The 22,737-nt window shown below is 69.3% G+C and carries 25 protein-coding genes; 14 read left to right on the top strand and 11 right to left on the bottom strand.

Annotation, left to right across the window (positions count from 1 at the left end):
- Window positions 1–14 precede the first annotated feature (14 nt).
- The 3 genes from pknB to thiO form a co-directional block, all read right to left on the bottom strand.
- Window positions 15–1,964, bottom strand: coding sequence for a Stk1 family PASTA domain-containing Ser/Thr kinase (gene pknB / locus ACIA58_RS13375; RefSeq protein ID WP_396403904.1), 1,950 nt, complete (start codon window positions 1,962–1,964; stop codon window positions 15–17).
- Between the two features lie 72 nt (window positions 1,965–2,036).
- Window positions 2,037–2,990: a LysM peptidoglycan-binding domain-containing protein gene (locus ACIA58_RS13370; RefSeq protein WP_396403903.1), complete on the bottom strand. Its 954-nt coding sequence runs from the start codon at window positions 2,988–2,990 to the stop codon at window positions 2,037–2,039.
- A 168-nt stretch (window positions 2,991–3,158) separates the two neighbouring features.
- Entirely contained in the window at window positions 3,159–4,298 is a 1,140-nt protein-coding gene (gene thiO / locus ACIA58_RS13365; RefSeq protein WP_396403902.1) for a glycine oxidase ThiO, read from the bottom strand.
- A 52-nt stretch (window positions 4,299–4,350) separates the two neighbouring features.
- Here thiO and thiE point away from each other — a divergent pair, with 52 nt between their 5' ends.
- Genes thiE through ACIA58_RS13350 form a run of 3 tightly spaced genes read left to right on the top strand, consistent with a single transcriptional unit; the run spans window position 4,351 to window position 5,851 of the window.
- Window positions 4,351–4,998 carry a thiamine phosphate synthase gene (thiE, locus tag ACIA58_RS13360; protein ID WP_396403901.1) on the top strand — a complete coding sequence of 216 codons (648 nt, stop codon included), beginning with the start codon at window positions 4,351–4,353 and terminating at the stop codon, window positions 4,996–4,998.
- Complete coding sequence (locus tag ACIA58_RS13355) at window positions 4,995–5,420, top strand: ribonuclease domain-containing protein (RefSeq protein WP_396403900.1); 426 nt, start codon at window positions 4,995–4,997, stop codon at window positions 5,418–5,420. Before thiE ends, ACIA58_RS13355 begins: the two co-directional genes overlap by 4 nt.
- The gene (locus ACIA58_RS13350) at window positions 5,417–5,851 is read left to right on the top strand and encodes a barstar family protein (RefSeq protein ID WP_396403899.1); all 435 of its coding nucleotides are present in this window, start codon (window positions 5,417–5,419) and stop codon (window positions 5,849–5,851) included. Before ACIA58_RS13355 ends, ACIA58_RS13350 begins: the two co-directional genes overlap by 4 nt.
- On the opposite strand, the gene ACIA58_RS13345 is transcribed toward ACIA58_RS13350, so the two are convergent.
- Window positions 5,834–6,187 carry a DUF4180 domain-containing protein gene (locus tag ACIA58_RS13345; RefSeq protein WP_396403898.1) on the bottom strand — a complete coding sequence of 118 codons (354 nt, stop codon included), beginning with the start codon at window positions 6,185–6,187 and terminating at the stop codon, window positions 5,834–5,836. The two genes, ACIA58_RS13350 and ACIA58_RS13345, sit on opposite strands and share 18 nt — an antisense overlap.
- A 76-nt stretch (window positions 6,188–6,263) precedes the next feature.
- On the opposite strand from ACIA58_RS13345, the gene ACIA58_RS13340 reads away from it, so the two are divergent.
- On the top strand, window positions 6,264–6,683 hold the full coding sequence (locus ACIA58_RS13340; RefSeq protein WP_396403897.1) for a helix-turn-helix domain-containing protein: 420 nt from the start codon (window positions 6,264–6,266) through the stop codon (window positions 6,681–6,683).
- 4 nt (window positions 6,684–6,687) lie between these two features.
- On the opposite strand, the gene ACIA58_RS13335 is transcribed toward ACIA58_RS13340, so the two are convergent.
- Complete coding sequence (locus tag ACIA58_RS13335; protein WP_396403896.1) at window positions 6,688–7,758, bottom strand: polyprenyl synthetase family protein; 1,071 nt, start codon at window positions 7,756–7,758, stop codon at window positions 6,688–6,690.
- A 58-nt stretch (window positions 7,759–7,816) separates the two neighbouring features.
- Between ACIA58_RS13335 and metF the strand changes: the two genes are divergently transcribed.
- Together metF and ACIA58_RS13325 are read left to right on the top strand one after the other, a co-directional pair.
- On the top strand, window positions 7,817–8,734 hold the full coding sequence (gene metF, locus ACIA58_RS13330; RefSeq protein WP_396403895.1) for a methylenetetrahydrofolate reductase [NAD(P)H]: 918 nt from the start codon (window positions 7,817–7,819) through the stop codon (window positions 8,732–8,734).
- Window positions 8,735–8,738: 4 nt separating this feature from the next.
- A complete protein-coding gene (locus ACIA58_RS13325; protein WP_396403894.1) occupies window positions 8,739–9,278 on the top strand; it encodes a SixA phosphatase family protein in 540 nt (179 codons plus the stop codon).
- A 45-nt stretch (window positions 9,279–9,323) separates the two neighbouring features.
- Here the strand turns inward: ACIA58_RS13325 and ACIA58_RS13320 are convergent, their stop codons facing one another.
- From ACIA58_RS13320 to ACIA58_RS13310, 3 genes are all read right to left on the bottom strand, one after another.
- Window positions 9,324–11,543 carry a HelD family protein gene (locus ACIA58_RS13320; protein WP_396403893.1) on the bottom strand — a complete coding sequence of 740 codons (2,220 nt, stop codon included), beginning with the start codon at window positions 11,541–11,543 and terminating at the stop codon, window positions 9,324–9,326.
- 91 nt (window positions 11,544–11,634) lie between these two features.
- Window positions 11,635–12,942: a phytoene desaturase family protein gene (locus tag ACIA58_RS13315; RefSeq protein WP_396403892.1), complete on the bottom strand. Its 1,308-nt coding sequence runs from the start codon at window positions 12,940–12,942 to the stop codon at window positions 11,635–11,637.
- Complete coding sequence (locus ACIA58_RS13310) at window positions 12,942–13,538, bottom strand: DUF4126 domain-containing protein (RefSeq protein ID WP_396403891.1); 597 nt, start codon at window positions 13,536–13,538, stop codon at window positions 12,942–12,944. The genes ACIA58_RS13315 and ACIA58_RS13310 overlap by 1 nt, the downstream gene beginning before the upstream one ends.
- Window positions 13,539–13,737: 199 nt before the next feature.
- Between ACIA58_RS13310 and ACIA58_RS13305 the strand changes: the two genes are divergently transcribed.
- Together ACIA58_RS13305 and ACIA58_RS13300 are read left to right on the top strand one after the other, a co-directional pair.
- Window positions 13,738–15,669, top strand: a complete 1,932-nt coding sequence (locus ACIA58_RS13305) for an N-acetylmuramoyl-L-alanine amidase (protein WP_396403890.1) — start codon at window positions 13,738–13,740, stop codon at window positions 15,667–15,669.
- A 10-nt stretch (window positions 15,670–15,679) separates the two neighbouring features.
- Complete coding sequence (locus ACIA58_RS13300; RefSeq protein ID WP_396403889.1) at window positions 15,680–16,423, top strand: nucleotidyltransferase domain-containing protein; 744 nt, start codon at window positions 15,680–15,682, stop codon at window positions 16,421–16,423.
- Here the strand turns inward: ACIA58_RS13300 and ACIA58_RS13295 are convergent.
- Window positions 16,410–16,880, bottom strand: a complete 471-nt coding sequence (locus ACIA58_RS13295; RefSeq protein ID WP_396403888.1) for a YbaK/EbsC family protein — start codon at window positions 16,878–16,880, stop codon at window positions 16,410–16,412. The two genes, ACIA58_RS13300 and ACIA58_RS13295, sit on opposite strands and share 14 nt — an antisense overlap.
- A gap of 10 nt (window positions 16,881–16,890) precedes the next feature.
- The gene (locus ACIA58_RS13290; protein WP_396403887.1) at window positions 16,891–17,454 is read right to left on the bottom strand and encodes a DM13 domain-containing protein; all 564 of its coding nucleotides are present in this window, start codon (window positions 17,452–17,454) and stop codon (window positions 16,891–16,893) included.
- A 358-nt stretch (window positions 17,455–17,812) separates the two neighbouring features.
- Here ACIA58_RS13290 and ACIA58_RS13285 point away from each other — a divergent pair, with 358 nt between their 5' ends.
- The 4 genes from ACIA58_RS13285 (at window position 17,813) to ACIA58_RS13270 (ending at window position 20,362) form a co-directional block, all read left to right on the top strand.
- Window positions 17,813–18,343: a DUF6504 family protein gene (locus ACIA58_RS13285; RefSeq protein WP_396403886.1), complete on the top strand. Its 531-nt coding sequence runs from the start codon at window positions 17,813–17,815 to the stop codon at window positions 18,341–18,343.
- Complete coding sequence (locus ACIA58_RS13280) at window positions 18,340–18,813, top strand: SAV_6107 family HEPN domain-containing protein (protein WP_396403885.1); 474 nt, start codon at window positions 18,340–18,342, stop codon at window positions 18,811–18,813. The genes ACIA58_RS13285 and ACIA58_RS13280 overlap by 4 nt, the downstream gene beginning before the upstream one ends.
- Before the next feature lie 28 nt (window positions 18,814–18,841).
- On the top strand, window positions 18,842–19,087 hold the full coding sequence (locus tag ACIA58_RS13275) for a hypothetical protein (protein WP_396403884.1): 246 nt from the start codon (window positions 18,842–18,844) through the stop codon (window positions 19,085–19,087).
- 63 nt (window positions 19,088–19,150) lie between these two features.
- Complete coding sequence (locus ACIA58_RS13270) at window positions 19,151–20,362, top strand: DUF480 domain-containing protein (RefSeq protein WP_396403883.1); 1,212 nt, start codon at window positions 19,151–19,153, stop codon at window positions 20,360–20,362.
- Between the two features lie 116 nt (window positions 20,363–20,478).
- Here ACIA58_RS13270 and ACIA58_RS13265 read toward each other — a convergent pair whose 3' ends face one another.
- The gene (locus ACIA58_RS13265; RefSeq protein ID WP_396403882.1) at window positions 20,479–20,838 is read right to left on the bottom strand and encodes a cupin domain-containing protein; all 360 of its coding nucleotides are present in this window, start codon (window positions 20,836–20,838) and stop codon (window positions 20,479–20,481) included.
- A 196-nt stretch (window positions 20,839–21,034) separates the two neighbouring features.
- Here ACIA58_RS13265 and ACIA58_RS13260 point away from each other — a divergent pair, with 196 nt between their 5' ends.
- Window positions 21,035–21,781 carry a class I SAM-dependent methyltransferase gene (locus tag ACIA58_RS13260; protein ID WP_396403881.1) on the top strand — a complete coding sequence of 249 codons (747 nt, stop codon included), beginning with the start codon at window positions 21,035–21,037 and terminating at the stop codon, window positions 21,779–21,781.
- An 87-nt stretch (window positions 21,782–21,868) separates the two neighbouring features.
- Window positions 21,869–22,429, top strand: coding sequence for a DUF3040 domain-containing protein (locus ACIA58_RS13255; RefSeq protein WP_396403880.1), 561 nt, complete (start codon window positions 21,869–21,871; stop codon window positions 22,427–22,429).
- The last annotated feature ends 308 nt before the right edge of the window (window positions 22,430–22,737 follow it).

Below are 22,737 nucleotides of genomic sequence, written 5' to 3'. Positions count from 1 at the left end.
GGCAAAACAGCCGGCTACAGCACGGTGATGATGACGGTGCTGCCCGGTTGCGCCTTCTTGCCGGCGCTGGGACTCTGTGCGGCGACGATGTTCAGCCCGAGGTTGAACGGCGCCTTCTGCACCGTCACCTTGAAGCCCGCGTCGGTGAGGATCTTCTGCGCGTCCGCGGTGCTCTTCCGCTTGACGTCCGGTACGTCGACGAGCGGCGGCCCGAGCGACACCACCAGCGTGACCTTGTCCTTGGCGAACAACGTGCCGCTGTTGGGTGTCTGGCTGATGACGTTGCCCTCGGCGACCTTCTCGTCGTACTGCGTGGTGCGGCCGACGACGAAGCCGAGCTTGCGCAGCGCCTTGCTCGCGTCGTGGTACGACTTGCCGGTCCAGTCGGGCACGGTGATCGGCTGCTTGCCCTTGCTGACCGCGAAGTTGACCGCGGCGCCGGGCTTCACGACCGTGTTGAACTTCGGGCTGATCGCGATCACGCGGCCCTGTGGCACGGTTTCGCTGTAGACCTCGTTGATCTGCCCGGTGATCAGCTTGATCGGGGACAGCGCCTGCTGGGCGGCGTCGAGCTGCAGACCGACGAGCTGCGGCACCCGGTAGCGCTCGGGGCCCTTCGAGACGGTGAGACCGATCTCACCGTTCTTCCGGATCCGGTCACCGGCGGCCGGATCGGTCTGCATGATCGCGCCCACGGGCACGTCCTCGGAGTAGTCCTGGTTGTCCAGCTTGGTGTGCAGGCCCTGCTCCTCCGCCTTCGTAGCCGCGGCCGCCGGCGCCATACTCACCAGGTTCGGCGTCGAGGTGTAGCGGTGGATGCCGTAGTACCAGGCTGCTGTGCCGATGGCGATCGCGGCGGCCAGGATCACGATCAGCGCGATCGGCCCGCGGCTTCTCCGTTGCTGCTGCGGTGCCGGCTTCGCAGGTGCTCCAGTAGGGCGACCACGCTCCACCGGTACGACGATGGTGTCGTGGCGGAGCGGTTCACTGCCTGGCGGCGGGTCTCCGCGCGTGTAGCCGTCGTCGTACCCGCTGTCCTGCCGGATCTGCTGGATCGGCACGGTGAGGTCGCCGGTCAGCTCCGGGTCGTCCGGCAGCCCTTCCTCGAGCGCGCTGCGCACCCGGTGCACCTGCCTGCTGAACACGCGGGCGTCGGTCGGCCGCAGGTCCCGGTCGCGCGCCGTAGCACGCTGCACGAGGGCATCGACGTATGGCGGGATGCTCGGCACCTCGAGCGATGGAGCTGGTACGTCGGCGTGGACGTGCGCGTAGGCGACCTGAATGGGTGTGTCACCGGAGTGGGGCTTGTTGCCGGTGAGCATCTCGTACAGCAGGATGCCGGCCGAGTACACGTCCGAGCGGGCGTCCGCACTGCCGTCGGTGACGAGCTCGGGCGCCAGATACGACACCGTGCCCATCAGGAGGCCCTGCGTCGCGGTGTTGCCGCTCGCGCTGACCGCACGAGCCAGACCGAAGTCGGCGACCTTCACGGCGCCCTTGTCGGAGATCAGCACGTTCTCGGGCTTGATGTCGCGGTGCACGATGCCCGCGTCGTGGGCGGCGGACAGCGCGGACAGGACCGGTGCCAGCAGATCGAGCGCGCGGGCAGGGGAGAGCGGCGCCTGCTCGCGGATGACGTCGCGCAGAGTGCGGCCCGGCACGTACTCCATCGCCAGGAACAGCGTGCCGTCGTCGTCGCCCTGGTCGAAGACGGCCACGACGTTCGGGTTCGACAGCCGGGCGGCGGCGCGGGCCTCGGCCACGAACCGGCGGGCGAACTGGGCGTCGTCGCCGAGCCCGTCGTGCATCACCTTGAGCGCGACGATCCGGTCCAGCCGCGTGTCGAGGGCGCGGTAGACGGTTGCCATCCCGCCCTTCGCGACCCGCGAGTCCACGCGGTACCGACCGTCGAGCACTCGCCCGACGAGGCGGTCGCTGACCTGCGTGTCCACGTCGTCCGTCACTTGCGGTGAGCCGCCTCCCTAAACGTTCTGCTCAGAGAGTGTAGATAACGCCTCAGCGTGACTGGCTCAGGCTCACCGCAGAGGGTTCCACCCGCGCTCGAGCTGAGCCTTGATCCGGAGGACGTTCTGGACGTACAGCTTCGTGTCCGGGTAGACGCCGTTCTTCTTCACGCCGCCCAGGCCCTGGTAGTAGCCGGCGACCGCGAGATCGAGGCGGGCCGCACCGGTCAGGCGGCTCAGCAGGACCACTCCGGCGGTGACGTTGTCCTGCGGCTTGAGCAGATCCAGGTTGCGCCCGACGATGCTCGAGGCGAACCTGCCGGTCGACGGGATCACCTGCATCGCGCCGACCGCGTTGGCCGGGGAGACGACCCGCTGCTTCCAGCCGGACTCCTGCCAGCTCACCGCGAGCGCCAGCTCCGGATCGACGCCGTACCGCTTCGAGGTGGTGACGATCAGTGACCGCATCTGCGTTCGCGTCGGCAGCTTGCGCTTCTTCAGGGTCGCCCGGTTGCGGTTGGCCGCCGCGACGACGTGGTCGGCGTACGTGCGCCCGGCGAACGTGTTGTCGGTCCGCGCCTTCGGCTTCTTCGGATGCAGCTTGACCGGGACCTGCAGCGGCTTGCCCGCGTAGATGCGGTCGCCGGCGCGCAGCCCGTTGGCGGCGAGCAGGTTGGCCTGGGAGCACTTGAACCGTTTCGCGATCCTGGAGACGGTGTCGCCGCGCTTCACGACGTACGTCACGCGGCCGAGCTGGGAGCGCCTGGCCGGCTTCGCGCTGCTGGTGGTCGTGCCCTTGGCCGGGACCTTCAGGACTTCGCCGGCGTAGATCGCGTTGCCGTTGCCGGGCAGCTGGTTCAGCGCGACGAGCGTCCTGACCGACGTGCCGTAGCGCCCGGCGATGTGACTGAGGGTGTCACCCTGCTTGACCTTGTACGCGCCGAAGCCGGGCGATCCGGCGGTGATCACGGCCGCGGTCAGGACCGGTACGGCGAGCCCGCTCAGCACCCGAAGGACCTTGTGCATGGCAACCATCTCCCCGTGTGACGTCCAGTTGACCGTAAGCGCTGGTACGGATGGGACAACAGGGGGCCATGGGGTGCGTGTTACGCCTGTAATGCAATGTTTACAATTCAAGGCTGAACTACATTGTTGTCGTTCACAAGCAATGCGGTTGCTGCGGGCAACTGTGAGTCAGTGCCCGAACCGGCTCGCGAGGAAGGGTTTCGCGAGATCCGGGAGGGTGCCGGTGCGGACCGTCGCGGCCAGCACCTGGGCGGTGACCGGCGTCAGCAGGACGCCGTTCCGGTAGTGACCGGTTGCCCAGAGCAACCGATCGAGGCCGGACGGGCCGAGGATCGGCGCGTTGTCGGGCGTCGCGGGGCGCAGGCCCGCGATCGCCTCCACCAGCTCGAGCTCGTCGATGACCGGCAGGACGGTCCGGGCGTCGCGCAACAACGCGAAAGCCCCGCCGGCCAGTACGCGGGTGTCGTAGCCGAGTTCGCTGGTGGTCGCGCCGACGACCAGCTCGCCGCCGGGTCGTGGGACCAGATAGACGGAGAAGCCGCGGGCGGTCGCCCGGACGGTGTGCTGCAGCGCGGGGCGGTAGGCCTCGGGTACGCGCAGTCGAAGTACCTCGCCCTTGACCGGGCGCACCGGCGGACGGAGCTCCTCGGGTACGCCGTCCAGCTGCGGCGACCACGGTCCGGTCGCAGCAATCACATGACCCGCGTGCACGGCGTCGCCGTTCTCGAGCTGTACGCCGACAGCCGTCGTACCGGAGGTGATCACGCGCGAGACGCGCCGGCGGATGAGCTGAACGCCGGAGAGGTCGATGGCCCGCAGAAGCGTTGCGACTGCCTGCCGGTTGTCGACGGAGTGGTCGCCGGGGACCCAGACGCCGCCCGAGACCCCTGTGGCGAGCAGTGGTTCGCGGCGGCGGGCGTCGCGACCGGACAGCTCCTCCACGTCGAGTCCGAGCCGACGCTGGTAGTCGGCGAGCCTGCGGAGGGCCGCTGCGTCGTCGACGTCGTACGCGACCGACAGCGTGCCGGTGCGGTGCAGTCCGGCGGGCTGCTCGGTCAGCTCTTCCAGCTCCTCGGCGAAGGCGGGCCAGGCGTTCACCGAGGCCAGGTTGAGCGCCAGCAGCTCGTCCTCGCCGTACTCCACCTCGGTGACCGGTGCGAGCATGCCGGCGGCGACGTTCGAGGTCCGAGCGCCCGGAGTCGGGTCACACACCACCACCTGGACCCCGTCCGCAGCGAGCCGCCAGGCTGTTGCCAGACCGATCAGCCCGGCGCCGATCACCACCACATCCGACGTCAGCTCAGGCATGCCCCAGAGCCTACGTCTGTGCAGGCAGGGCAGGCATGGCAGGCTTTGGGGTGTGACTGACCACACCGATCGGCTCGACGACGCCCGCCTCTACCTGTGTACGGATGCCCGCGAGAAGCAGGGTGACCTCGAGCAGTTCCTCGACGCCGCCCTGGCTGGTGGCGTTGACATCGTGCAGCTCCGGCAGAAGGAGATGGAGGCTGCCGACGAGCTGGCCGCGCTGGAGGTGTTCGCTGACGCCTGCAAGCGGTACGGGAAGCTGCTGGCGGTCAACGACCGCGCGGACGTTGCCTTCGCCTCGGGGGCCGACGTACTGCACCTGGGGCAGCGGGACCTGCCGGTGCACGCCGCGCGGGCGGTCACCGGACCGGGGCCGATCATCGGACGGTCTACCCACTCGTTCAGTCAGGTGAACGCTGTCGTGGCCGAGCAGGGGTCGGACTACTTCTGCGTCGGACCGACCTGGGAGACGCCGACCAAGCCGGGACGTCAGGCCGCCGGTCTGGAGCTGGTGTCGTACGCCGCGGGCCGCCGGCAGTCGAAGCCGTGGTTCGCGATCGGCGGGATCGACCTGGAGCGGCTGGACGACGTACTGGAGGCAGGTGCGACGCGAGTGGTCGTCGTACGCGCTATCACCGCGGCGGACGACCCGGGCGCGGCCGCTGCGGAGTTCGCCCGGCGGCTCCGGGAGGCCGGGTGATCAACAACCCGAAGACCGCGCGGATCGTCGCGGTCGTGGTGATCGCCATGATGGTGATCACCCTGGCGGCGTCCCTGTTCGGATGCGCCGCGGACAAGAAGACCTCCAGCGACGTCGATCCCGGGAGCGGTCTGAAGATCGTCGCGATCGCCGACCTGCCGAAGGAAGCACAGGACACCCTCAAGCTGATCGACCAGGGCGGCCCGTACCCGTACAGCCGCGACGGCGTGGTGTTCGGCAACCTGGAGAAGATCCTGCCGAAGCGCGACCGCGGCTACTACCACGAGTACACCGTGACGACGCCGGGGGAGAAGGACCGTGGCGCCCGTCGGATCGTGACCGGGAACGCTCAGGAGCGTTACTACACGGACGACCACTACAAGTCCTTCCGCCGCGTCGCGGAAGCCGGGGGAACCTCATGACCGACCTGCGCGCGCTACTGACGGACGGGCTGCGTCCGGGCGTCTACCGCTGGCCGTCCACTGCTGCTGCGGACGACGTACGCCGTGACGCTGCCGCCGCCGGGTTCGGGTTCGTCCTGCTCGACACCGGCGAGATCCACGACAAGGCAGGGTTCCTGGACCTCTGTGCGACCGCCTTCGACCTACCGCGCTGGTTCGGCCGGAACTGGGACGCGCTGGCCGACTCTCTGAGCGACCGGTCGACCGGCGAGCCCGAGGTCGTCCTGTGGTCCGGTCTGCGGCACCTGCTCGAGCATGACCACGACACGGTCGACGTCGCCCTGCAGATCTTCGCCGAGGACACCACCAACTCCGGTCAGCTCCGCGTGCTCATCCACGAGACGGCGGACGCCAAGACACCGGACCTGCTGAGCTCACTGCCGGTCCTGTAGGCGCTCGGCCAACTCGTCGAGATCCTCGACGAACAACAGGTTGTGGCCCCGGTTGCTCTCCCGGACCCAATCGGCCAGCGGCTTGCTCGCCTCGACCCGCGCCGAGATGTCGCCGACCACGGCCAGCCCCATCCGGTACGACACGAACTTCTGCGTGATCGCACCGGCCAGCCCGGTCCGCAGTTCGAAGAACTCGTCACCGAGCTGCTCCGGTGTGAACGCGATCCACGAGGCCTGGTGGGCGTAGTACGCGTCGACGATCAGCTGCACGGCGTCGCTGTCGGTGGCGACGGCCGTGTCGCTGACGAATACCTTCACGCCGGCGAGCTCAGTCATGTACCTCAAAATACCCTATCTATCTCTGTAGGGCCATTTATAGGGAATTCTAAGGAACTTGCCATAGTCTAGTGAGATGGCGCAGGAGCTGTACTCGGTCGAGCAGGTGGCGAATCGGCTGGGGCTGCACGTTCGCACGATCCGGAACTACGTCCGCGACGGCCGGCTCAAGGCCGTGCGGATCGGCAAGCAGTACCGCATCACCCGCGAGGACCTCGAGAAGTTCACCGGCGCCCCCACCGCCGTGGTCGACGTCGACCGGTCCGCCCGGCACGTCGAGGCGTCCAGCATCGTGCACATCGACGCCGTCGACCGGGCGACCGCGGACCGCATCACCACCCATATCCTCGGCGCCCTCAACCAGCCCGAGGCGGTCCATCTGAAGGCCGAGACCATCTACGACGAAGACCGCGCCGTCCTCAAGGTCATCGTCCTCGGCAACCTTCCGGCGACCGCCGACCTGCTGCGGCTGATCAACCTGATGGCCGACCAGTAGGCGACTACACGTCGCGTGAGGTGGCCGCGATCGCCAGGTCCGTCAGGGCTTTGCGGCTGGCGTCGTCGGCAAGCGGCGCCTGGTCCAGCGCGTCGAGAGCGTCCTCGGTGCGGTTGGTGATCAGGTCTTCGCAAGCCTGTACGGCGCGCGAGTCCTGGAGGATCTCGCGCAGCAGCTGGATCTCGTCGTCGTCGAGGTCCGGACGGCCGAACAACCGGTCGAACTCGGACAGCTGGACCTCCGAGGCGTGGTCGACCGCATAGGCGATCAGGACCGTGCGCTTGCCCTCGCGCAGGTCGTCCCCGGCCGGCTTCCCGGTGACCGCCGGATCACCGAACACCCCGAGCAGATCGTCCCGCAACTGGAACGCCTCGCCCAGCGGGAGCCCGTAGCCAGACAACGCGGAGATCAACTGCGAGTCGGCGCCGGCCAGCGCGGCCCCGACATGCAGCGGGCGTTCGATCGTGTACGTCGCGGATTTGTACCGCAGTACTCGCAGCGCCAGATCCATGTCGGACTCGCCGCTCGCCTGCGCCAGCAGATCGAGGTACTGCCCGGCGGTCACCTCGACCCGCACAGCGTCGAAGTACTGCTCCGCGCGCGCCAGCGCCGCCGCATCGAACCCGGAGGTGTGCAGCAGCTCGTCCGCCCAGATCAGGCACAGATCGCCGAGCAGGATCGCCGCACCGATCCCGAAGCCGACCGGATCGCTCCCGTGCCCGCTCTTCTCGGCGCGCTCCCGCTGCAGCGCCTCGAAGCGGCGATGAGCGGCCGGTGCGCCGCGGCGTACGTCGGAAGAATCCATCACGTCGTCGTGGACCAGCGCGCTGACATGCAGCATCTCCAGGCTCGCCGCGGCGGTCAGGATCGGCTGCGCCGGATCGCCGCCCGCGGCCCGGAAACCCCAGTAGCAGAAGGACGGACGCAGCCGCTTGCCGCCGCTGGTCGCGTCCCGCGCGGCCTGCACCTGCTCGGCCAGCTCCGGCCCGAGCGCCGCCAGCCGCTCCTCCTGCCGGTCGAGGAACCCGCTCAGTGCCTGCTGGATCCCGCCCGGAATGTCCACATCGCCATCCACGTCTCGGAGCGTAGTCGGTGGGCAGACAGCGGCGAGCACCCCGGGTAACCTGAGCCGCATGGCGAACGGTCTTCCCTCGACGCGTCCCGGCGGTGCGCCGACCATTCGCGAGCTGCTCGCGTCCGGAGACCGGTCCTTCTCGTTCGAGTTCTTCCCGCCGAAGACCCCGGAGGCCGAGGAGGTGCTGTGGCGCTCGATCCGCGAGATCGAGCAGCTGCGGCCGACCTTCGTCTCGATCACGTACGGCGCCGGCGGCACGACCCGGGACGGCACGATCCGCGTCACCGAGCGCGTCGCCCAGGACACGTCGCTCACTCCGCTCGGTCACCTGACCTGCGTCTCGCACTCGCGGGACGAGCTGCGCTCGGTGATCGGCGCGTACGCCGGCGCCGGCGTACGCAACATGCTCGCCCTGCGCGGCGACCCGCCCGGCGGGCCGAACCAGCCATGGGTCGCGCACCCCGAGGGCCTGAACCACGCGGTCGAGCTGGTCGAGCTGATCCGCTCGCTGGGCGACTTCTCCGTCGGCGTCGCGGCGTTCCCGGACAAGCATCCGGAGGCGACCTCGCTGGAGGCGGACGCCCAGGTGCTCGCGGCCAAGGCGCAGGCCGGCGCCGACTACGCCATCACCCAGATGTTCTTCGGCGCCGACGACTACTTCCGGCTGGTCGATCGCGCCACGGCGCTCGGCTGCGACATGCCGGTGCTGCCGGGCATCATGCCGGTCACCAACATCAAGCAGATCCAGCGGATGGCCGAGCTCACCGGCATGGCCCTGCCGGAGGCGGTGACGTCCCGGCTGCTCGCGGTCGAGGAGGAGCCGGCGGCGGTTCGCGAGGTCGGCATCGAGATCGCGACCGAGCTCTGCGAACGACTGCTGGCCGGCGGCGCGCCGGGCATTCACTTCATCACCCTGAACAGGTCGACAGCGACTCGACAGGTCTTCCGCAACCTCAGCTCTACCGTCGTATCCTGACACGATGGCTGACCCGTCGGACCTGTTGATCGACCGCACGCTCGTCCTGCTCCGGCACGCCAAGGCGGTGCCACCCGAGTCCAGGCCGGATCTGCCCGACTTCGAGCGGCCGCTGGCCGACCGCGGCCGCGCCGACGCCGGCGCGGCCGGTAGACATCTCGTTGCCCAGGGCATCGAAGCGGACCTGGTCCTGTGCTCGCCGTCGAAGCGCACCCGCGAGACCTGGAAGTGCGTCGCCGACGCCGGCGTCACCGCGGCCGATGTCTGGTACGACAAGCGGATCTACAACGCCGAGACCGACGGACTCCTCGATGTGATCCACGAAGCCCCGAGCGAGGCCCGCACCGTGATCGTGGTCGGGCACGCTCCCGGCATCCCGTGGCTGGCCGACGAGCTCGCGCTGGACGGCACCAGCCCTGAGCGCGTCGAGCTCACCCAGAAGTACCCGACCTCCGGTCTCGCGGTCCTGCACCTGACCTGCCGCTGGTCGGACCTCGCCGCGGACGACGCCGACCTCGTGCAGTACGTCGTACCGCGCGGCTAACTCAGCGCCGGGCAGTTGCCGTCGCGCAGGCACGCTACTTCCTGGTCAAGAGTCGCGGACGGGCAACCAATGGGTGGTGCTGTTGATGGTAATCAACCGTTGGGTTGCCCGGGTGAGTACGACGTACAGCGCTCGCACTCCGCCCAGCGTGTCGCTGACGATCCGGTCCGGCTCGACCACCACGACCGCGTCGTACTCGAGGCCCTTGGACTCCAGCGGGCTCAGCGCGACGACCCGTGGGTCGCCCAGCTCGGCGAGCACCTGGTCGACGCCAGGGCGCAGCTTCGGCGGCACGATGACGCCGACAGTGCCCTCGACCAGCTGCAGCAGCTCGGCCGCCGCGTCGCCGGCCGCCTCCGCGACCTTGCCGTCGTCGAAGATCCGGTGCTCCGGCTCCACTCCGGTACTGCGGACCGCGTTCGGCAGGTCGGCGTCCGGGATGGACTGCCGGATCACCTCACCGGCGAACGAGTAGATCTCGGCCGAGTTCCGGTAGTTGGTGGACAGCCGGAACGAGTGCCGCTGCAGGTGCGACAGCATCGAGTCCATCGCGGCTCGCGCCTCGTCCGGGTCCGGCCACGAGCTCTGCGCCGGGTCGCCGACGATCGTCCAGCTGGCCTGCGGTCCGCGCCGGGTGACCATCCGCCACTGCATGGGGGAGAGGTCCTGCGCCTCGTCCACCAGGACGTGCGCGTACTCCTCCGGCTCCTCGGCCTCCCGTGCAGCTGCGGCCCGGGCCCGGCGCTCGGAGCTGGTCAGAACCTCGTTGACGCCGTCGGTCATGCCCTCCAGCCAGTCGAACTCCTCATCGATGTTCTCCTGCACCGGTGGGCGACCGAGGAATGCGCTCAGCTCGTCCAGCAGGGCAACGTCGGCAATGGTGAACTCGTCCGTCGTCCGGATTCCTCTGGCGAGCGCATCGATCTCCGCCGGGGTCAGGTCGTTCCGCGCCCAGCGCTGCAACCGGCGTGGGTCACCGAGCCAGCGCAGGACGGACTCTGGTGTCAGCACAGGCCACCACTGGCTGAAGAACGTACGGAAGGCCGGAGTGTCGCCAACCCGGTCGCCGAAGGCCTCACGATCGCCCAGCGGCCCGTTGCGCAGGTCATCCGGGAAGCGCTGCCACAGTGCGGCGATCAGTCCCTTCCGCGCCTCCGTGGCCGCCTTGTTGCGAGCAGTCCGGCGCAGAGCGTTCCGGCGTACGTTGTCGAGCTGGTTGGCGTCCAGCTCGACCGTTGCGCCACCGAGGAACACCCGCAGCGTGGTCGGTGCGCTAGGCACCCGATCGCGGGCAGCCCGCGACAGGATGGCGCGCATGCGCAGCGAGCCCTTGATGGCAGCTACGTCGGCCTCGTCGACCGCAGTCGCCTTCACGCCATCGACCAGCTCACCAACAGCCCGCAGCGAGACCGTGTTCTCACCAAGGCTCGGCAGCACGCGCTCGATGTAGGCCATGAACGCAGCAGACGGTCCGACCACCAGTACGCCGCCACGCTCGAAGCGCCTGCGGTCGCTGTACAGCAGGTACGCCGCCCGGTGCAGAGCGACCACCGTCTTGCCCGTGCCCGGTCCGCCACCGATGACGGTGACGCCACGAGCCGGCGCCCGGATCGCCTCGTCCTGCTCGGCCTGGATGGTGGCAACGATGTCGCGCATCGTGTGCCCGCGGGCCCGCGACAGCGAGGCCATCAGCGCGCCCTCACCCATCACCGGCAGGTCCTCGGGCGCGCGCTCCGGCGCCAGCAGGTCGTCCTCGATGCCGACGATCCGGGGACCCTTGTTCCGCAGTACGCGACGCCGGACGACCTTCTGGCGGTCAGTGGCGGTGGCCCGGTAGAACGGCTCGGCCGCGGGCGCGCGCCAGTCGATCACCAGCGGCTCGTACTCCGCGTCGCGGACGCCGATCCGGCCGACGTACAGCTTCTCCAGCCCGGCCGCCGTCTCCGCGGGCGGCTGGTCGTCGCCGTGGTCGGAGTCGAGCCGGCCGAAGACCAGGCCCTCGTGCTCGGCGTCCAGCTCGGCGATCCGGCGGGCGGCCGCGAACACCAGCACGTCCCGCTCGTACAGACCGGTCTGCTCCTCGTCACGGACCCGGCCGACGTTCTGCGCCTGACCACGCTGGTGGCCCTCGACCGCGATCCGGGACGCAGACCTGGCAGCCTCCTCGACCCGGCCGTACACCCGGTCGACGTGTTGTTGCTCAGCCGCCAGTTCAGCCCGCTCCACGCTGTCGTCGTGATCGGCCGATGTGGGGGTTTGATCCACCGAGGTCCTCTCTACCGCCGGGCACCACCCCGACACAGAACACAGGAACAACCAATCTTAGTTCGCTGCCATGTCCAACCCCACGGGGGTCTCAGGCCTTCCCGATGGCGTCGGCCACGATGGCCGCGCCCAGGGTGGTCGCGGGCACTCCGGAGCCTGGGTGTGCGCCCGCGCCGACGCAGTACAGGCCCTTCACCGGCGACACGTTCGAGGCGCGGCGGCGGGCGGTCTTGTAGCCCTCCCAGGCCACACCGGCCCACCAGGACGGCGACGTCTGCCGCGAGACCACGTTGTCGCGGACGTGCAGCCCGCGCGCGACCAGCAGGTCCAGTACGTCGTCGGTGGGGTAGCCGTGGACCAGCACCGACCACGCCTGGTGACCGGCCGGCGCCGTGCCGCCCGTGCGGACCACGACCGTCGGCGTCCCGTGCAGCACGGTCTCGAAGGGCAGCTCCGGGACCGGGTCCTTCAGACCGAGATGTACGACGTACGCCGCCTGGGCCTGATGGGTCGACAGGATCCGCTTGCGGACCTTCTTGGCGGCCGGATCGTCGACAAAGCTCTCGTACAGCACCCGTGGGTCGACGTCACTCACCACGATGTCCGCTGTGAGCTCTGTGCCGTCAGTCAGCCGTACGCCGGTCACTGCGCCGCCTGCTGTCGTCACCGCCACCACCTCAGCGCTGGTGTGGACCGTGATCTTCCGCTCGCTCGCGCGCTGCACCAGAGCATCGGCCAGAGCGCCGAAACCACCTGCGATCGTCCAGCGCCCGAAGGTGCGCTCCAGGTACGACCACACGCCGACGTAGCCCGGAGTCAGTCTCGCGTCCGAACCGCCCTGGGCTGCGAAGTGCCGCAGCACCGCACGGGCGCGTCCGTCGCTCAGCTCGCGCTGGGCGACCTTCTCCAGCGTCTGCCAGGGCCTGAGGGCGCGGATCGTCTTGATGGGCAGCTTGTCCTCGAGTGGCGGCTCGAGTGAGCTTTTCCGCAGGATCTGCCACGTGTCGCCGTACGCGTCGACCAGTGCGGTCCACTGCTCGGCCACAGCCGCGCCTGCGAGGTCGGTCCACGCCTCCTCCTGCGAGCCGCGGTCGCTGATCGGCAGGTCGAGCACGGAGCCGTCGGTGAACATGTGGCGGCGTGGCTCGGTCACCGGGTCGAGCTGGACCAGACTCTCGATCGGACGGCCGCTCTTGCGGAACAGGTCACGCAGCGCGGCCGGCAGCGTCGTACTGGCCGCGCCGGCGTCCCAGGTGAAGCCATCTGCCTTCACCTGGCCGAGCACTCCGCCGAGGTGCTCGTCCCGCTCGCAGATGGTGACCTGGTGGCCCAGCTTGGCCAGCCGCACAGCACTGGCGAGACCGGCCAGACCGGCCCCGACGACAATTACGTTGGCCATCAAGCAGCACTGCTCCTGGTCGCAGGGGTACTACGTTTCTCTCGCCAGGCTTTGAACCTGAGATACCCGCGCCGGATGAACCGGAACGCGAAGTACACGCCGATCAGTCCGAGGACCAGCAGGACACCGGCGATGATCAGCGCGGCCTCCGGGTGGAAGGCGGCCAGCGACACCACACCGGCGACGGCGACGTCCTCACCGGAGGACGCGGCGATGTTGGTGACTGGCTCGGGGGAGGTGTTGATCGCCAGCCGCAGACTGGCCTTCACCGTGTGCGAGAGCAGCGCCACCAGACCGCCGGTGGTCGCGATGATCGCCTGGTGCAGCGTGCTCGCCTGACCGGACAGCATGGCGGCCAGGATCGCGCCGATCGTCGGCCGGATCACCGTCGAGATCGCGTCCCACGCGGAGTCGACGTACGGAATCTTGTCGGCGACGAACTCGAACGCGAACAGAACACCCGCTGCGATCAGCACCGGCGTCGTGGTCAGGGCGTGCGGCACGTCGTCGGCGCCGGCGAACCGGCCCAGCAGACCGAGAATCAGCACGCAGGCATAGGCATTCACGCCACTGGCCCAGCCAGTCGTGACCGCCAACGGCAGCGCTTCCAATGTCCTGCCCGCAACCCTTCTGGTAACCCTCAGTGGCTGTGCTTCCCGACGCACCTTTTCGTCAGTATCGAACCCGTCGACGTGAGTTTTAGTTAACCGTTGACATCCGCGTCGCCTCGACCCACAGTGACTAGGCTGCCAGTCTGTGTGACCGGCACCCGCCCGAGGGGTTCAGGAGAACATCATGCTGCGTCGTCCGAAGATTCTTGCCGCACTCGCTGCGGTAGCGCTGCCGGCCGCCCTGGTCGGCGTGTCGTTGGGAGGTCCACCCGCCGAGGCGTCACAACCGTCGGCCAAGCCCGCACCGTCAGCCGTCGCCGCCACGGCGTACAGCGCTGCCGCCGCGAAGTACGGCGTACCGGAGTCCGTCCTGCTGGCCGTCTCGTACGCCGAGTCGCGGTGGGACGACCACGCCGGCGCGCCGAGCACGTCAGGTGGCTACGGCCCGATGCACCTCACCTCGCTGGGTGCGTCGGAGGTGGCCGACCTGTCCGGCAAGCAGAAGGTCGCCTCGGCCGAGTCGCTGCAGACGCTGAAGAAGGCGTCCGAGCTGACCGGCCTGGACGCCTCCTCGCTGCGCACCGACGTCACCGCGAACATCAACGGTGGCGCCGCGGTGCTGGCGTCGTACCAGAAGTCGCTCGGCCTGCCGGTCGGCGCGACCACCTCTCCGGCCGAGTGGTACGGCGCTGTGGCGTCGTACGCCGAGGCGGGGGACAGGGTCGGCGCAGCCGGATTCGCCGACGACGTCTACTCGATCATGGCCAAGGGCGCCGCGCGTACGACGAACACCGGCCAGCAGATCGTGATGCCGGCCGTCGCCGTCAAGCCGGACAAGGCGCAGGTCGGCAAGCTGTCGCTGCCGGCCGGCGTGCAGCCGTCGAAGTCGGATGTCGAGTGCCCGCCGACGCTCGGCTGTGAGTGGCTGCCGGCGCCGTACTCCGAGTTCGGCACCGCCGGCGACTACGGCAACCACGACCTCGCCAACCGGCCGAACACCGGCAAGATCGACTACATCGTCATCCACGACACCGAGGGCACCTGGCAGGGCGTGCTGAACCTGGTGCAGGACCCGACGTACGTGAGCTGGAACTACACCATGCGGTCGTCCGACGGCCACACCTGGCAGCACGTGAAGGCCAAGGACGTCGCCTGGCACGCCGGCAACTGGTACGTGAACATGCACAGCATCGGCATCGAGCACGAGGGCTTCGCGCCGCAGGGCGCCACCTGGTTCACCGAGTCGCTGTACCGCAACTCGGCCAAGCTGGTGAAGTACCTGTCCGCGAAGAACCACATCCCGCTCGACCGGGCCCACATCATCGGCCACGACCAGGTGCCGGGCACGGTCCCGTCGACGGTCGCGGGCATGCACTGGGACCCGGGACCCTACTGGGACTGGGAGCACTACTTCGACCTGCTCGGCGCCCCGATCTGGGGCAAGTCCGTGCTGCCGGTGCGCGCCGGTTCGATCGTGACGATCAAGCCGGGCTTCGCGAACAACGTCCAGGTGGTCAGCAACTGCGACGCCCCGAACACGACGTGCACGCCGCAGGGGACCAACTTCGTCTACCTGCGTCAGTCGCCGGATGACAACGCTCCGCTGGTCAAGGACATCGGACTGCATCCGAACGGGATCGACGGCACCACTGACGTCTCCGACATGGGCTCCCGGGCCGCAGCGGGTTCGCAGTACGTCGTGGCGCAGCGTCAGGGCGACTGGGTGGCCGTTTGGTACCTGGGTGCACTGGGCTGGTTCAAGAGCCCGAAGACGTCACCGGATGCCTTCGTCAAGCCGGGTCTGGTCGTGAAGCCGAAGGCGGGTCTCGCTTCAGTGCCCGTGTACGGACGCGCCTACCCGGAGCAGTCGGCGTACCCGGCCGGCATTCCGTACCAGACGGTCACGCCGCTGCAGTACACGATCGGCGCGGGGCAGTCCTACCCGGTCGGTGACCTGAACATCGAGACCGACTACTACCGGGCCGTGACGTTCGACGGTGCGCCGCCGACCGACCACGTGCAGGTCCTCGGCAAGGACAGGTACTACCAGATCTGGTTCGGCCACCGGATGGCCTACGTACGGGCCGCCGACGTAGACGTCCGACCGGCGATCTAGTCTGGCCGTCGTGATCGATGAAGCCGTCCAGCAAGTGCTGGACGGCTTCGTCATGTCTGTGCGGAAAGTCGCAGCCGTGAAGGCAGTCTGGCTGCACGGCTCACTGGCACTGGGGGACTACCAGTTGGGGCGCAGCGACCTGGACGTGATCGTCGTGACCTCGTCGCCGCCTCCGCCCACCGTTGCCGACGTACACAGACAGCTGATCCGCGACTTCCCGCTCGCCGCGAAGCTGCATTGCTCGTACCTGACGGAGCTGGCCGACGCTTCGGTGCGGCATCCGACCTTCGCCCACGAGCGGTACTTCGACCGCCCGGTCACCCCCGTGACCCGGCGAGAGCTTGCGATCGGCAACCGCACTCTGTTCGGCCCGGCGCCCGCGGAGTTGCTGCCGCCGACGAGCGACGAGGAGTTGTTCGCCTTCATCCGCCGCGACCTGCGCGGCTTCTGGCTGCCGGCCACCAAGAAGCGGAGCAACTGGTACGCCGACATCTGGGTCGACCTCAGCCTGCTCACGATCGCCCGCGCGCACGTCACGCTGGCGACCGGCGACCTGATCACCAAGCGCGCCGCTTTCGACATACTGCCGCAGCTGGGCGCTCCCGCCGACGTCGTCGAGGACATCCGCCGCCGACGGTACGGGCCGGAGTTCCGGACCGGGCCGTGGTGGCGGCACACGCGCGCCGGGCTGACCCGGCGGTTCGTGGGTACGGCGATCCCCGCCGTACTCGGTTCGTCGCTCAGTTCACGGTGACCGGCGCGCCGGCGGTCAGCTTCAGCAGTTCGTCGTACGTCGTCGGGAAGACCGAGTGGGGGATGCCGGCAGCGGCCCAGATCACGTCGTACTGCTCCAGGGCGGTGTCGACGTAGGTCGGGACCTGGCCCGGGTGCCCGACCGGGGCGACGCCGCCGATCGACTGGCCGGTGTGCTCCTTCACGAACTCCGGGGTGGCCCGCTTCAGCTTGGCGATCCCGAGCTCGGCGGCGACCTTCGCGGTGTCCACGCGGTGCGCGCCCGAGGTGAGGATGAGAACCGGTACGCCGTCGCCGTTGAAGATCAGGCTGTTCGCGATCGCACCGACCTCGCAGCCGAGCTCGGCCGCCGCGGCAGCCGCCGTCGGCACCGCCTCGTCCAGGATCACGATCGTGCCGGTGGCGCCTGCCGCCGCGAGCGCGTCGGCAACCTTCTGCACATTGGGATGACTGCTCACCCCACTGAGCTTATGCGAGCGTGGCCGCGCCGAACGACACGTTAAAGCGGTCGCACCAGATCACCACGCTGCGGAAGTCCTCGAGCTTCACGTCCGCGGGGATCGGATAGTTCTGGTTCCCGTGGTTGCCCTTGAGGCTGCCCAGGCTCCGGTAGGCGCCGTCGTCGAAGACGTGCCAGCCCGACCGGCCGGCGATCACCTCGGCATCGCTCAGCCACACCTTCAGGTCGGGACCGTCCGACGTGTCGAGGTTCTCGATCCGCAGGACCCGGCTGCCGTCCGGGAGCGCGAGTACGGCGACGGTGCCGGACGTGCGGTGTTCGTGCGTGGTCAGCTTCCCGGTCAGGAGAATCCTCGGTCCGGTCTTGACGGGAGGCGTCGGTTGTGCCGGGGCGACGGAAACTGTCGGTGGCGTCGTCGACGATGTCTGTGTGGAGATCGGAGCAGTGCCGGGCAGCGCCTCGTCGACGACCTTGTCGGTCGCGAGCCGCCACGGCTGGAAGAGCGGCAGCGCGATCGCTGCCACCACGACGGCGACCGCCGCCGCGGCGATTCCGGCTGTCCGCTTCTTCACCGTTCGTCCCTCCGTGGCTGGACTTCCAGTCTGGCGGCCGGAGCGGCCGTCCGGCGGCGCGCCGGAATTACGGGCCGTTGACGATTGCCGGTGGGCGACGATACGCTTCCATTGTTCGAACAGATGTTCGATTACCTCGGATCCGGTTTCGTCGGGAGGCCGGACGGGGGTGAGCCGGACAGCTGGACGGCTCCGGTGCGGAGTTGCGGCCGCATCGGAATCCGGTGGTCCCGGCGGGCCGGGCACCGGGGTGGTCCTCGACCCCCACCCCGGGCTCACCCGCCGGGCCTCCGACCCGGTCCTGACGCAAGGGCCGGCCGTCGATCAGGAGCAGGACGTACAGAGGAGGCGATGGGCCATGTGGGAGTTCGACGACGCTGTCGAGGTGCACTCGGTGTTCGTGGACGGCATCGAGACCCCGGACCAGTTCCTCTGGCGTGGCCGCCTCTGGCGGGTCTGCGCGCTCAGGTCCCAGTGGACCGAGACCGCCGTCTGGTGGGAGCGCGGCATCATCGGCCCCGGCTCCATCCACGACCCCCGCGCCCAGCATCCGGCGCAGACTGACGTGTTGCCGGCCCGGATCGACGCGGCGATGGTCGCCGAAGCCTGCTCGGCGGTGCGCACGACCCGTCCGACCCGGGTCCACCCGGCCGGCGTGGCAGCGGCAGCGACCCCCCGCTCGCGAGCCGCCGCCACGCTCTCCTCCGATCAGCCGGCCGAGGGTCCGAGCCCGGCGGCCGTCGGGGTGCTGGACGCGGACTGGGGGCCGGAGCGCACGGTGTTCAGGGTGGAAGCAGGATGCGGCCGGCACGGCCGGCGTGAGTTGTTCGATCTCGCCCACGACCCGGACTCGGGCCGTTGGCAACTGGAGAGGGTGACCGACCGATGACTGTTTCACCGGTATCGCCGGCAGCTGCCGGTGCGGCCAGCCGAGAGCTGTCCCGGGCTCGCACCGCACTGGCCGAGGCCACGGAGACCAGCGACCACCTGATCCGCTACTCCAGCGCCCACGTCGCGGCGCTCCGGGTCGCGGCCGCGGTGCTCGCCGTCCGCGCCCGCCCGGTCCGTTCGGGCAGCCGCCGCCGGGTGCAGCGCAACGCGTGGGTGCTGCTGGCCGAGGTCGCGCCGGAATTCGGCGAGTGGGCGACGTTCTTCGCCGCCGGCGCCGCCCAGCGCGCCGCGGCCGAGGCAGGTCTGGAGCGCGCCGTCACCACCCGCGAGGCCGACGACCTGGTCCGCGCGGTCGACACCTTCTACGGCCAGGTGGAAGCCAGCCTCCGGCTGTCCACCACGCCTGTGCTCACCGCCACCACCGACCCGCAGTCCGTTCTGACCCAACCCTGGATGCAAGCCAGCTGACGAGCCTGGCACTGAGGAGATCCCGACCGTGAGCGAACAGCGAGGCCTGGGCACGGACCTGTGCGGGCGCAGGCACGCCCACACCGGCGCCGAGTGCTACCTGCCCGACACCCACTACCCACGACCCCACCACTCCCTGTCCGGTGAGTCCTGGCACGACGGCCTCTGCACCCAGTGCGCCGGCTCGGGCCTCCAGGCCGACGCCCTCTGCTCCGCCTGCAACGGCACCGCCTTCGAGCCACTGACCCTGCCGGAGACCTACCAACCCGGCTGATCGGCCAGCCACTGCACCCAGTTGGCGCTCAGCTGATACCTGCATGGAACTAAGGTCAGGCAGGTGAGTGATCTTCCTGTTCTGGATGCTGAGGATCAGCGGGTGCTCGGGAGCTTGCTGGAGAAGCAGGCGACGGTTCCGGCGTCGTACCCGCTCACCGCGAACGCACTGCGGACGGCGTGCAATCAGACGAGCAATCGGGAGCCGGTCGTCGACTACGACCAGGGGACCGTGGAGCGGGTCGCGCGGTCGTTGCGGGATCGGGAGCTGCTGCGGATCGTCTGGGTCGACACCGGCCGGCGGACGCTGAAGTATCACCAGACTCTCGACGAGAAGCTCGGACTCGAGCCGGACGAGCGGGCGCTGATCACCGTGCTGCTGCTGCGCGGTGCGCAGGCGCCCGGCGAGCTGCGGACTCGGACCGAGCGGCTGCACAAGTTCGCCGACCGGAGCGACGTCGAGGACTGCCTGCGTCGGATGGCCGCGCGTCCCGAACCGCTGGTGCGTGAGCTGGAGCGTCGTGCCGGTCAGCACGACCGCCGGTGGATCCACCTCCTCGGCCCCGTGCCCGAGGAGGAAGCAGTCGCCGTCGTCGAGTCCGTCGATCGCGACACGGTCATCGCCGATGGCACCGAAGCGCGTGACGCCCGGGTGCGTTCGTCGTACGACGCGGTGGCGGCGACGTACGCGGACGAGTTGCTCGACGAGCTCGACGGGTTGCCGTTCGAGCGGTGGCTGCTCGACCGGATTGTTGCCCAGGCCAACGGTCGTCCGGTGGTGGAGGTCGGTGCGGGGCCAGGCCACATCACGGCGTACCTGGCCGAGCAGGGCGCGGACGCCGTCGGCATCGACATCTCGCCGGAGATGGTCGCCGAGGCGCGGCGACGCTTCCCGGACGGACGTTTCGAGGTCGGGGATCTCCGGCGACTCGGTCGGCCGCCGACCAGCTCCGGTTGGGCTGCGGTCCTCGGCTGGTACTCGCTCATCCACCTGGCCGCGTCGGAGCTTCCCGATGCGATCGGGGCGTTGACGCGTCCGCTCGACCCCGGCGGCTGGCTGGTGCTCGCCTTGCACGCGGGCGCCGAGGTCCGCCACGTCGAGGAGTTCCTCGGCCACGAGGTCGATCTCGACTACGTGCTCCACGACCCGAACCAGGTTGTGAGCGTTGTGGAGGCGGCCGGTCTCGTCGACGTCGAGTGGTACCTGCGCGGGCCGATCACCGCCCGCTCCGAAACCACCCGCCGCCTGTACGTCATCGCCCGTACGCCGTCGTGACGAGCCCCGTGCCCGGATCCACTCCGTCGGCCGTCGTGGGGGCAGCGGGCAGCGCATCGTTCAGGCGCTGCCCGCCGCCTCAGCTGGTTTCACCCGCAGCCCGCCGTGTTCTCGCGTCAGGCCTTCGCGTACGTCTCCGCCGCGAGTGACTCGAACTCCAGGCCGACCGCCGGCTCATTGCCGACGACCCAGGCGTCGTGTCCCGGTTCGATGACGTACGCGGTGCCTGCCACCAGCTGTGCCTTGGTGCCGTCGTTGTGCACGATCTCCATCTCGCCGGAGAGCAGCGTCCCTACATGGCGGACCTGGCAGGACTCGCCGCCGATGACGGGCTGGATGCATTCGGACCAGCGCCAGCCCGGCTGGAAGGTGAGCCGGGCGACACTGGCGCCCGGCAGCTTGACGACGTCGACTCTCGTCTTGTCCGGCGAACGTTGTTCGTCCGGCTCGTCGAACGACTTGCTGAAGATGGCCATGATCCCTCCCTGGTGATCGGCTCTCCCCTTCCGTTCACCATTGCTCCGCTGCCCGGCAGGCGATAGGTGTCGGGACTTATGGACTGCTTACGACGGACGGCACGCGAGGGCGGACGGGATCCGTCTGCCGGAGCGGGGGCGGGGTGGAAGTAGGGTGTGGCGCGGCGGTGCTGATGGGGGACTAGCTGGAGGGTTGATGGTGGATCGGCGACGGCGGAGCGTTCGTACTGCGTTGGTCGGCGAGGCGTTGCGTGTTGCGTTGGCGGCTCGGAGCCGGACCGACCCGGGCGGCGGGCTGGACATCGTCGACCTCGGCGGCGGCACCGGTGGGTTCGCGGTCCCGTTGGCAGTCGAAGGACACCGCGTCACGGTCGTCGACCCGAGCCCGGACGCGCTGGCATCGCTGGAGCGACGAGCCAGCGACGAAGGCGTGCGCGAGCTGGTCCGCGGTGTCCAGGGCGACGCCGGGGAACTTCCCGGATTGGCGGGCGAGGCGAGCGCGGACGCCGTGCTGTGCCACGGCGTCCTCGAGGTCGTCGACGACCCGGTCCAGGCGTTGCAGGCGATGGCGTCGGTACTGCGGGAGGGCGGCGTACTGAGTCTGCTCGTTGCCCAACGCAACGCCGTCGTACTGGCTCGCGCGCTGGCCGGTCATCTGGCCGAGGCACGGATCGCGCTGCAGGATCCGGACGGCCGCTGGGGTGCGACCGACCCGATGCCGCGGCGGTTCGACGAGGCCGGGATCACGGCGCAGCTGGCCGACGCCGGATTCATGGTGCACACGGTGCACGGCGTGCGGACGTTCGCCGACCTGGTGCCGGCGGCGTTCGTCGACTCCGAGCCGGGTGCCGCCGACTCGCTAGCCGAGCTCGAGCGGGCTGCCAGCCAGCATCCGGCGTTCCGTGCACTCGCGACCCAGCTGCACATTCTCGCCACGCGCTGAGCTTGGCTGTCACTCCGGTCGTTGCGACGGAGGGTGACGATCGGGCTACCAGTGACACGGTCACGGGGTGTTCGCTGGGAACGGGCTGTGAGCGACACGCCGGAATACATGGGTTTGGGACCTCTTCTGGCGGGGCAGTTGCCGGACCGTGACGCGCTGGACAGCCGGTCAGGGTTTCGTGTCAGCCACACGCGGCCTAGACTGAAGGCGGCCTATCGAGATCGCGCTCATCAGGAGGGATCGACGGTGCCCCTCTCGGAAGAAGAGCAGCGCCAGTTCGAGCAGCTCGAACGCGCCCTCGCTGCGGAAGACCCGAAGTTCGTTTCCGCCATGCGGGGAACCAATGTGCGCTTGTACTACAAGCGGCGGGCAGTGCTTGCCGGCGTTGGATTTGTGCTGGGCATCGCTGTGCTGATGGCTGGTGCGATCATCCCCAACACCATCATCGGCGTCATCGGCTTCGTGATGATGGTCGCGTGTCTGTACATCGCGGCGCTGAGCATGAAGCGGATCAGCAACGCGGGGGAGTCCGACGACATCCCGCCGCCACCGCCGACCAAACGTCACCGGACCAAGCACGACTCGTCCGGCAGCTTCATGGAGCGCATGGAAGACCGCTGGCGCCGCCGCCGCGACGAGGACCTCTAGTCCCACCATCTCCCCACACCCGTGCCCCTGAGGGCACGGGTGCGGTCGTATGTTCACCCGTCCACCGCGGCTGAACATCGCCGGAAGCCGCGCACGTTGCGGCGCAGGTCAAGGAAGACCGGATGCGTTGGCGCGTCTGCCACGGGACGAAGTGACGAGGCGCTGACGCGCTTGCCGCCGGGTGGAGCCGCGGGACGTCTGTCCAGCGCAGGTGCTGTCGTCCCGCGCTGAGGTGTTCACTACGCCATCTCTTCGGCTCGGTCAGCTGGTGCGTGTTCGCGGCCACGCGCAAGTTCGCCTGCAGCTGG

The organism is Kribbella sp. NPDC051586, from assembly GCF_044453965.1.
Lineage (GTDB): Bacteria > Actinomycetota > Actinomycetes > Propionibacteriales > Kribbellaceae > Kribbella.
This window is presented reverse-complemented; position numbering and strand designations above follow the sequence as displayed.

What these genes read in the sequence shown, in the direction of transcription:
- ACIA58_RS13370 (WP_396403903.1), bottom strand. Translation starts at nt 2,990, where the DNA reads ATGCACAAGGTCCTTCGGGTGCTGAGCGGGCTCGCCGTACCGGTCCTG.
- thiO (WP_396403902.1), bottom strand. Translation starts at nt 4,298, where the DNA reads ATGCCTGAGCTGACGTCGGATGTGGTGGTGATCGGCGCCGGGCTGATC.
- ACIA58_RS13350 (WP_396403899.1), top strand. Translation starts at nt 5,417, where the DNA reads ATGACCGACCTGCGCGCGCTACTGACGGACGGGCTGCGTCCGGGCGTC.
- ACIA58_RS13345 (WP_396403898.1), bottom strand. Translation starts at nt 6,187, where the DNA reads ATGACTGAGCTCGCCGGCGTGAAGGTATTCGTCAGCGACACGGCCGTC.
- ACIA58_RS13340 (WP_396403897.1), top strand. Translation starts at nt 6,264, where the DNA reads ATGGCGCAGGAGCTGTACTCGGTCGAGCAGGTGGCGAATCGGCTGGGG.
- metF (WP_396403895.1), top strand. Translation starts at nt 7,817, where the DNA reads ATGGCGAACGGTCTTCCCTCGACGCGTCCCGGCGGTGCGCCGACCATT.
- ACIA58_RS13325 (WP_396403894.1), top strand. Translation starts at nt 8,739, where the DNA reads ATGGCTGACCCGTCGGACCTGTTGATCGACCGCACGCTCGTCCTGCTC.
- ACIA58_RS13315 (WP_396403892.1), bottom strand. Translation starts at nt 12,942, where the DNA reads ATGGCCAACGTAATTGTCGTCGGGGCCGGTCTGGCCGGTCTCGCCAGT.
- ACIA58_RS13305 (WP_396403890.1), top strand. Translation starts at nt 13,738, where the DNA reads ATGCTGCGTCGTCCGAAGATTCTTGCCGCACTCGCTGCGGTAGCGCTG.
- ACIA58_RS13285 (WP_396403886.1), top strand. Translation starts at nt 17,813, where the DNA reads ATGTGGGAGTTCGACGACGCTGTCGAGGTGCACTCGGTGTTCGTGGAC.
- ACIA58_RS13280 (WP_396403885.1), top strand. Translation starts at nt 18,340, where the DNA reads ATGACTGTTTCACCGGTATCGCCGGCAGCTGCCGGTGCGGCCAGCCGA.
- ACIA58_RS13265 (WP_396403882.1), bottom strand. Translation starts at nt 20,838, where the DNA reads ATGGCCATCTTCAGCAAGTCGTTCGACGAGCCGGACGAACAACGTTCG.
- ACIA58_RS13260 (WP_396403881.1), top strand. Translation starts at nt 21,035, where the DNA reads ATGGTGGATCGGCGACGGCGGAGCGTTCGTACTGCGTTGGTCGGCGAG.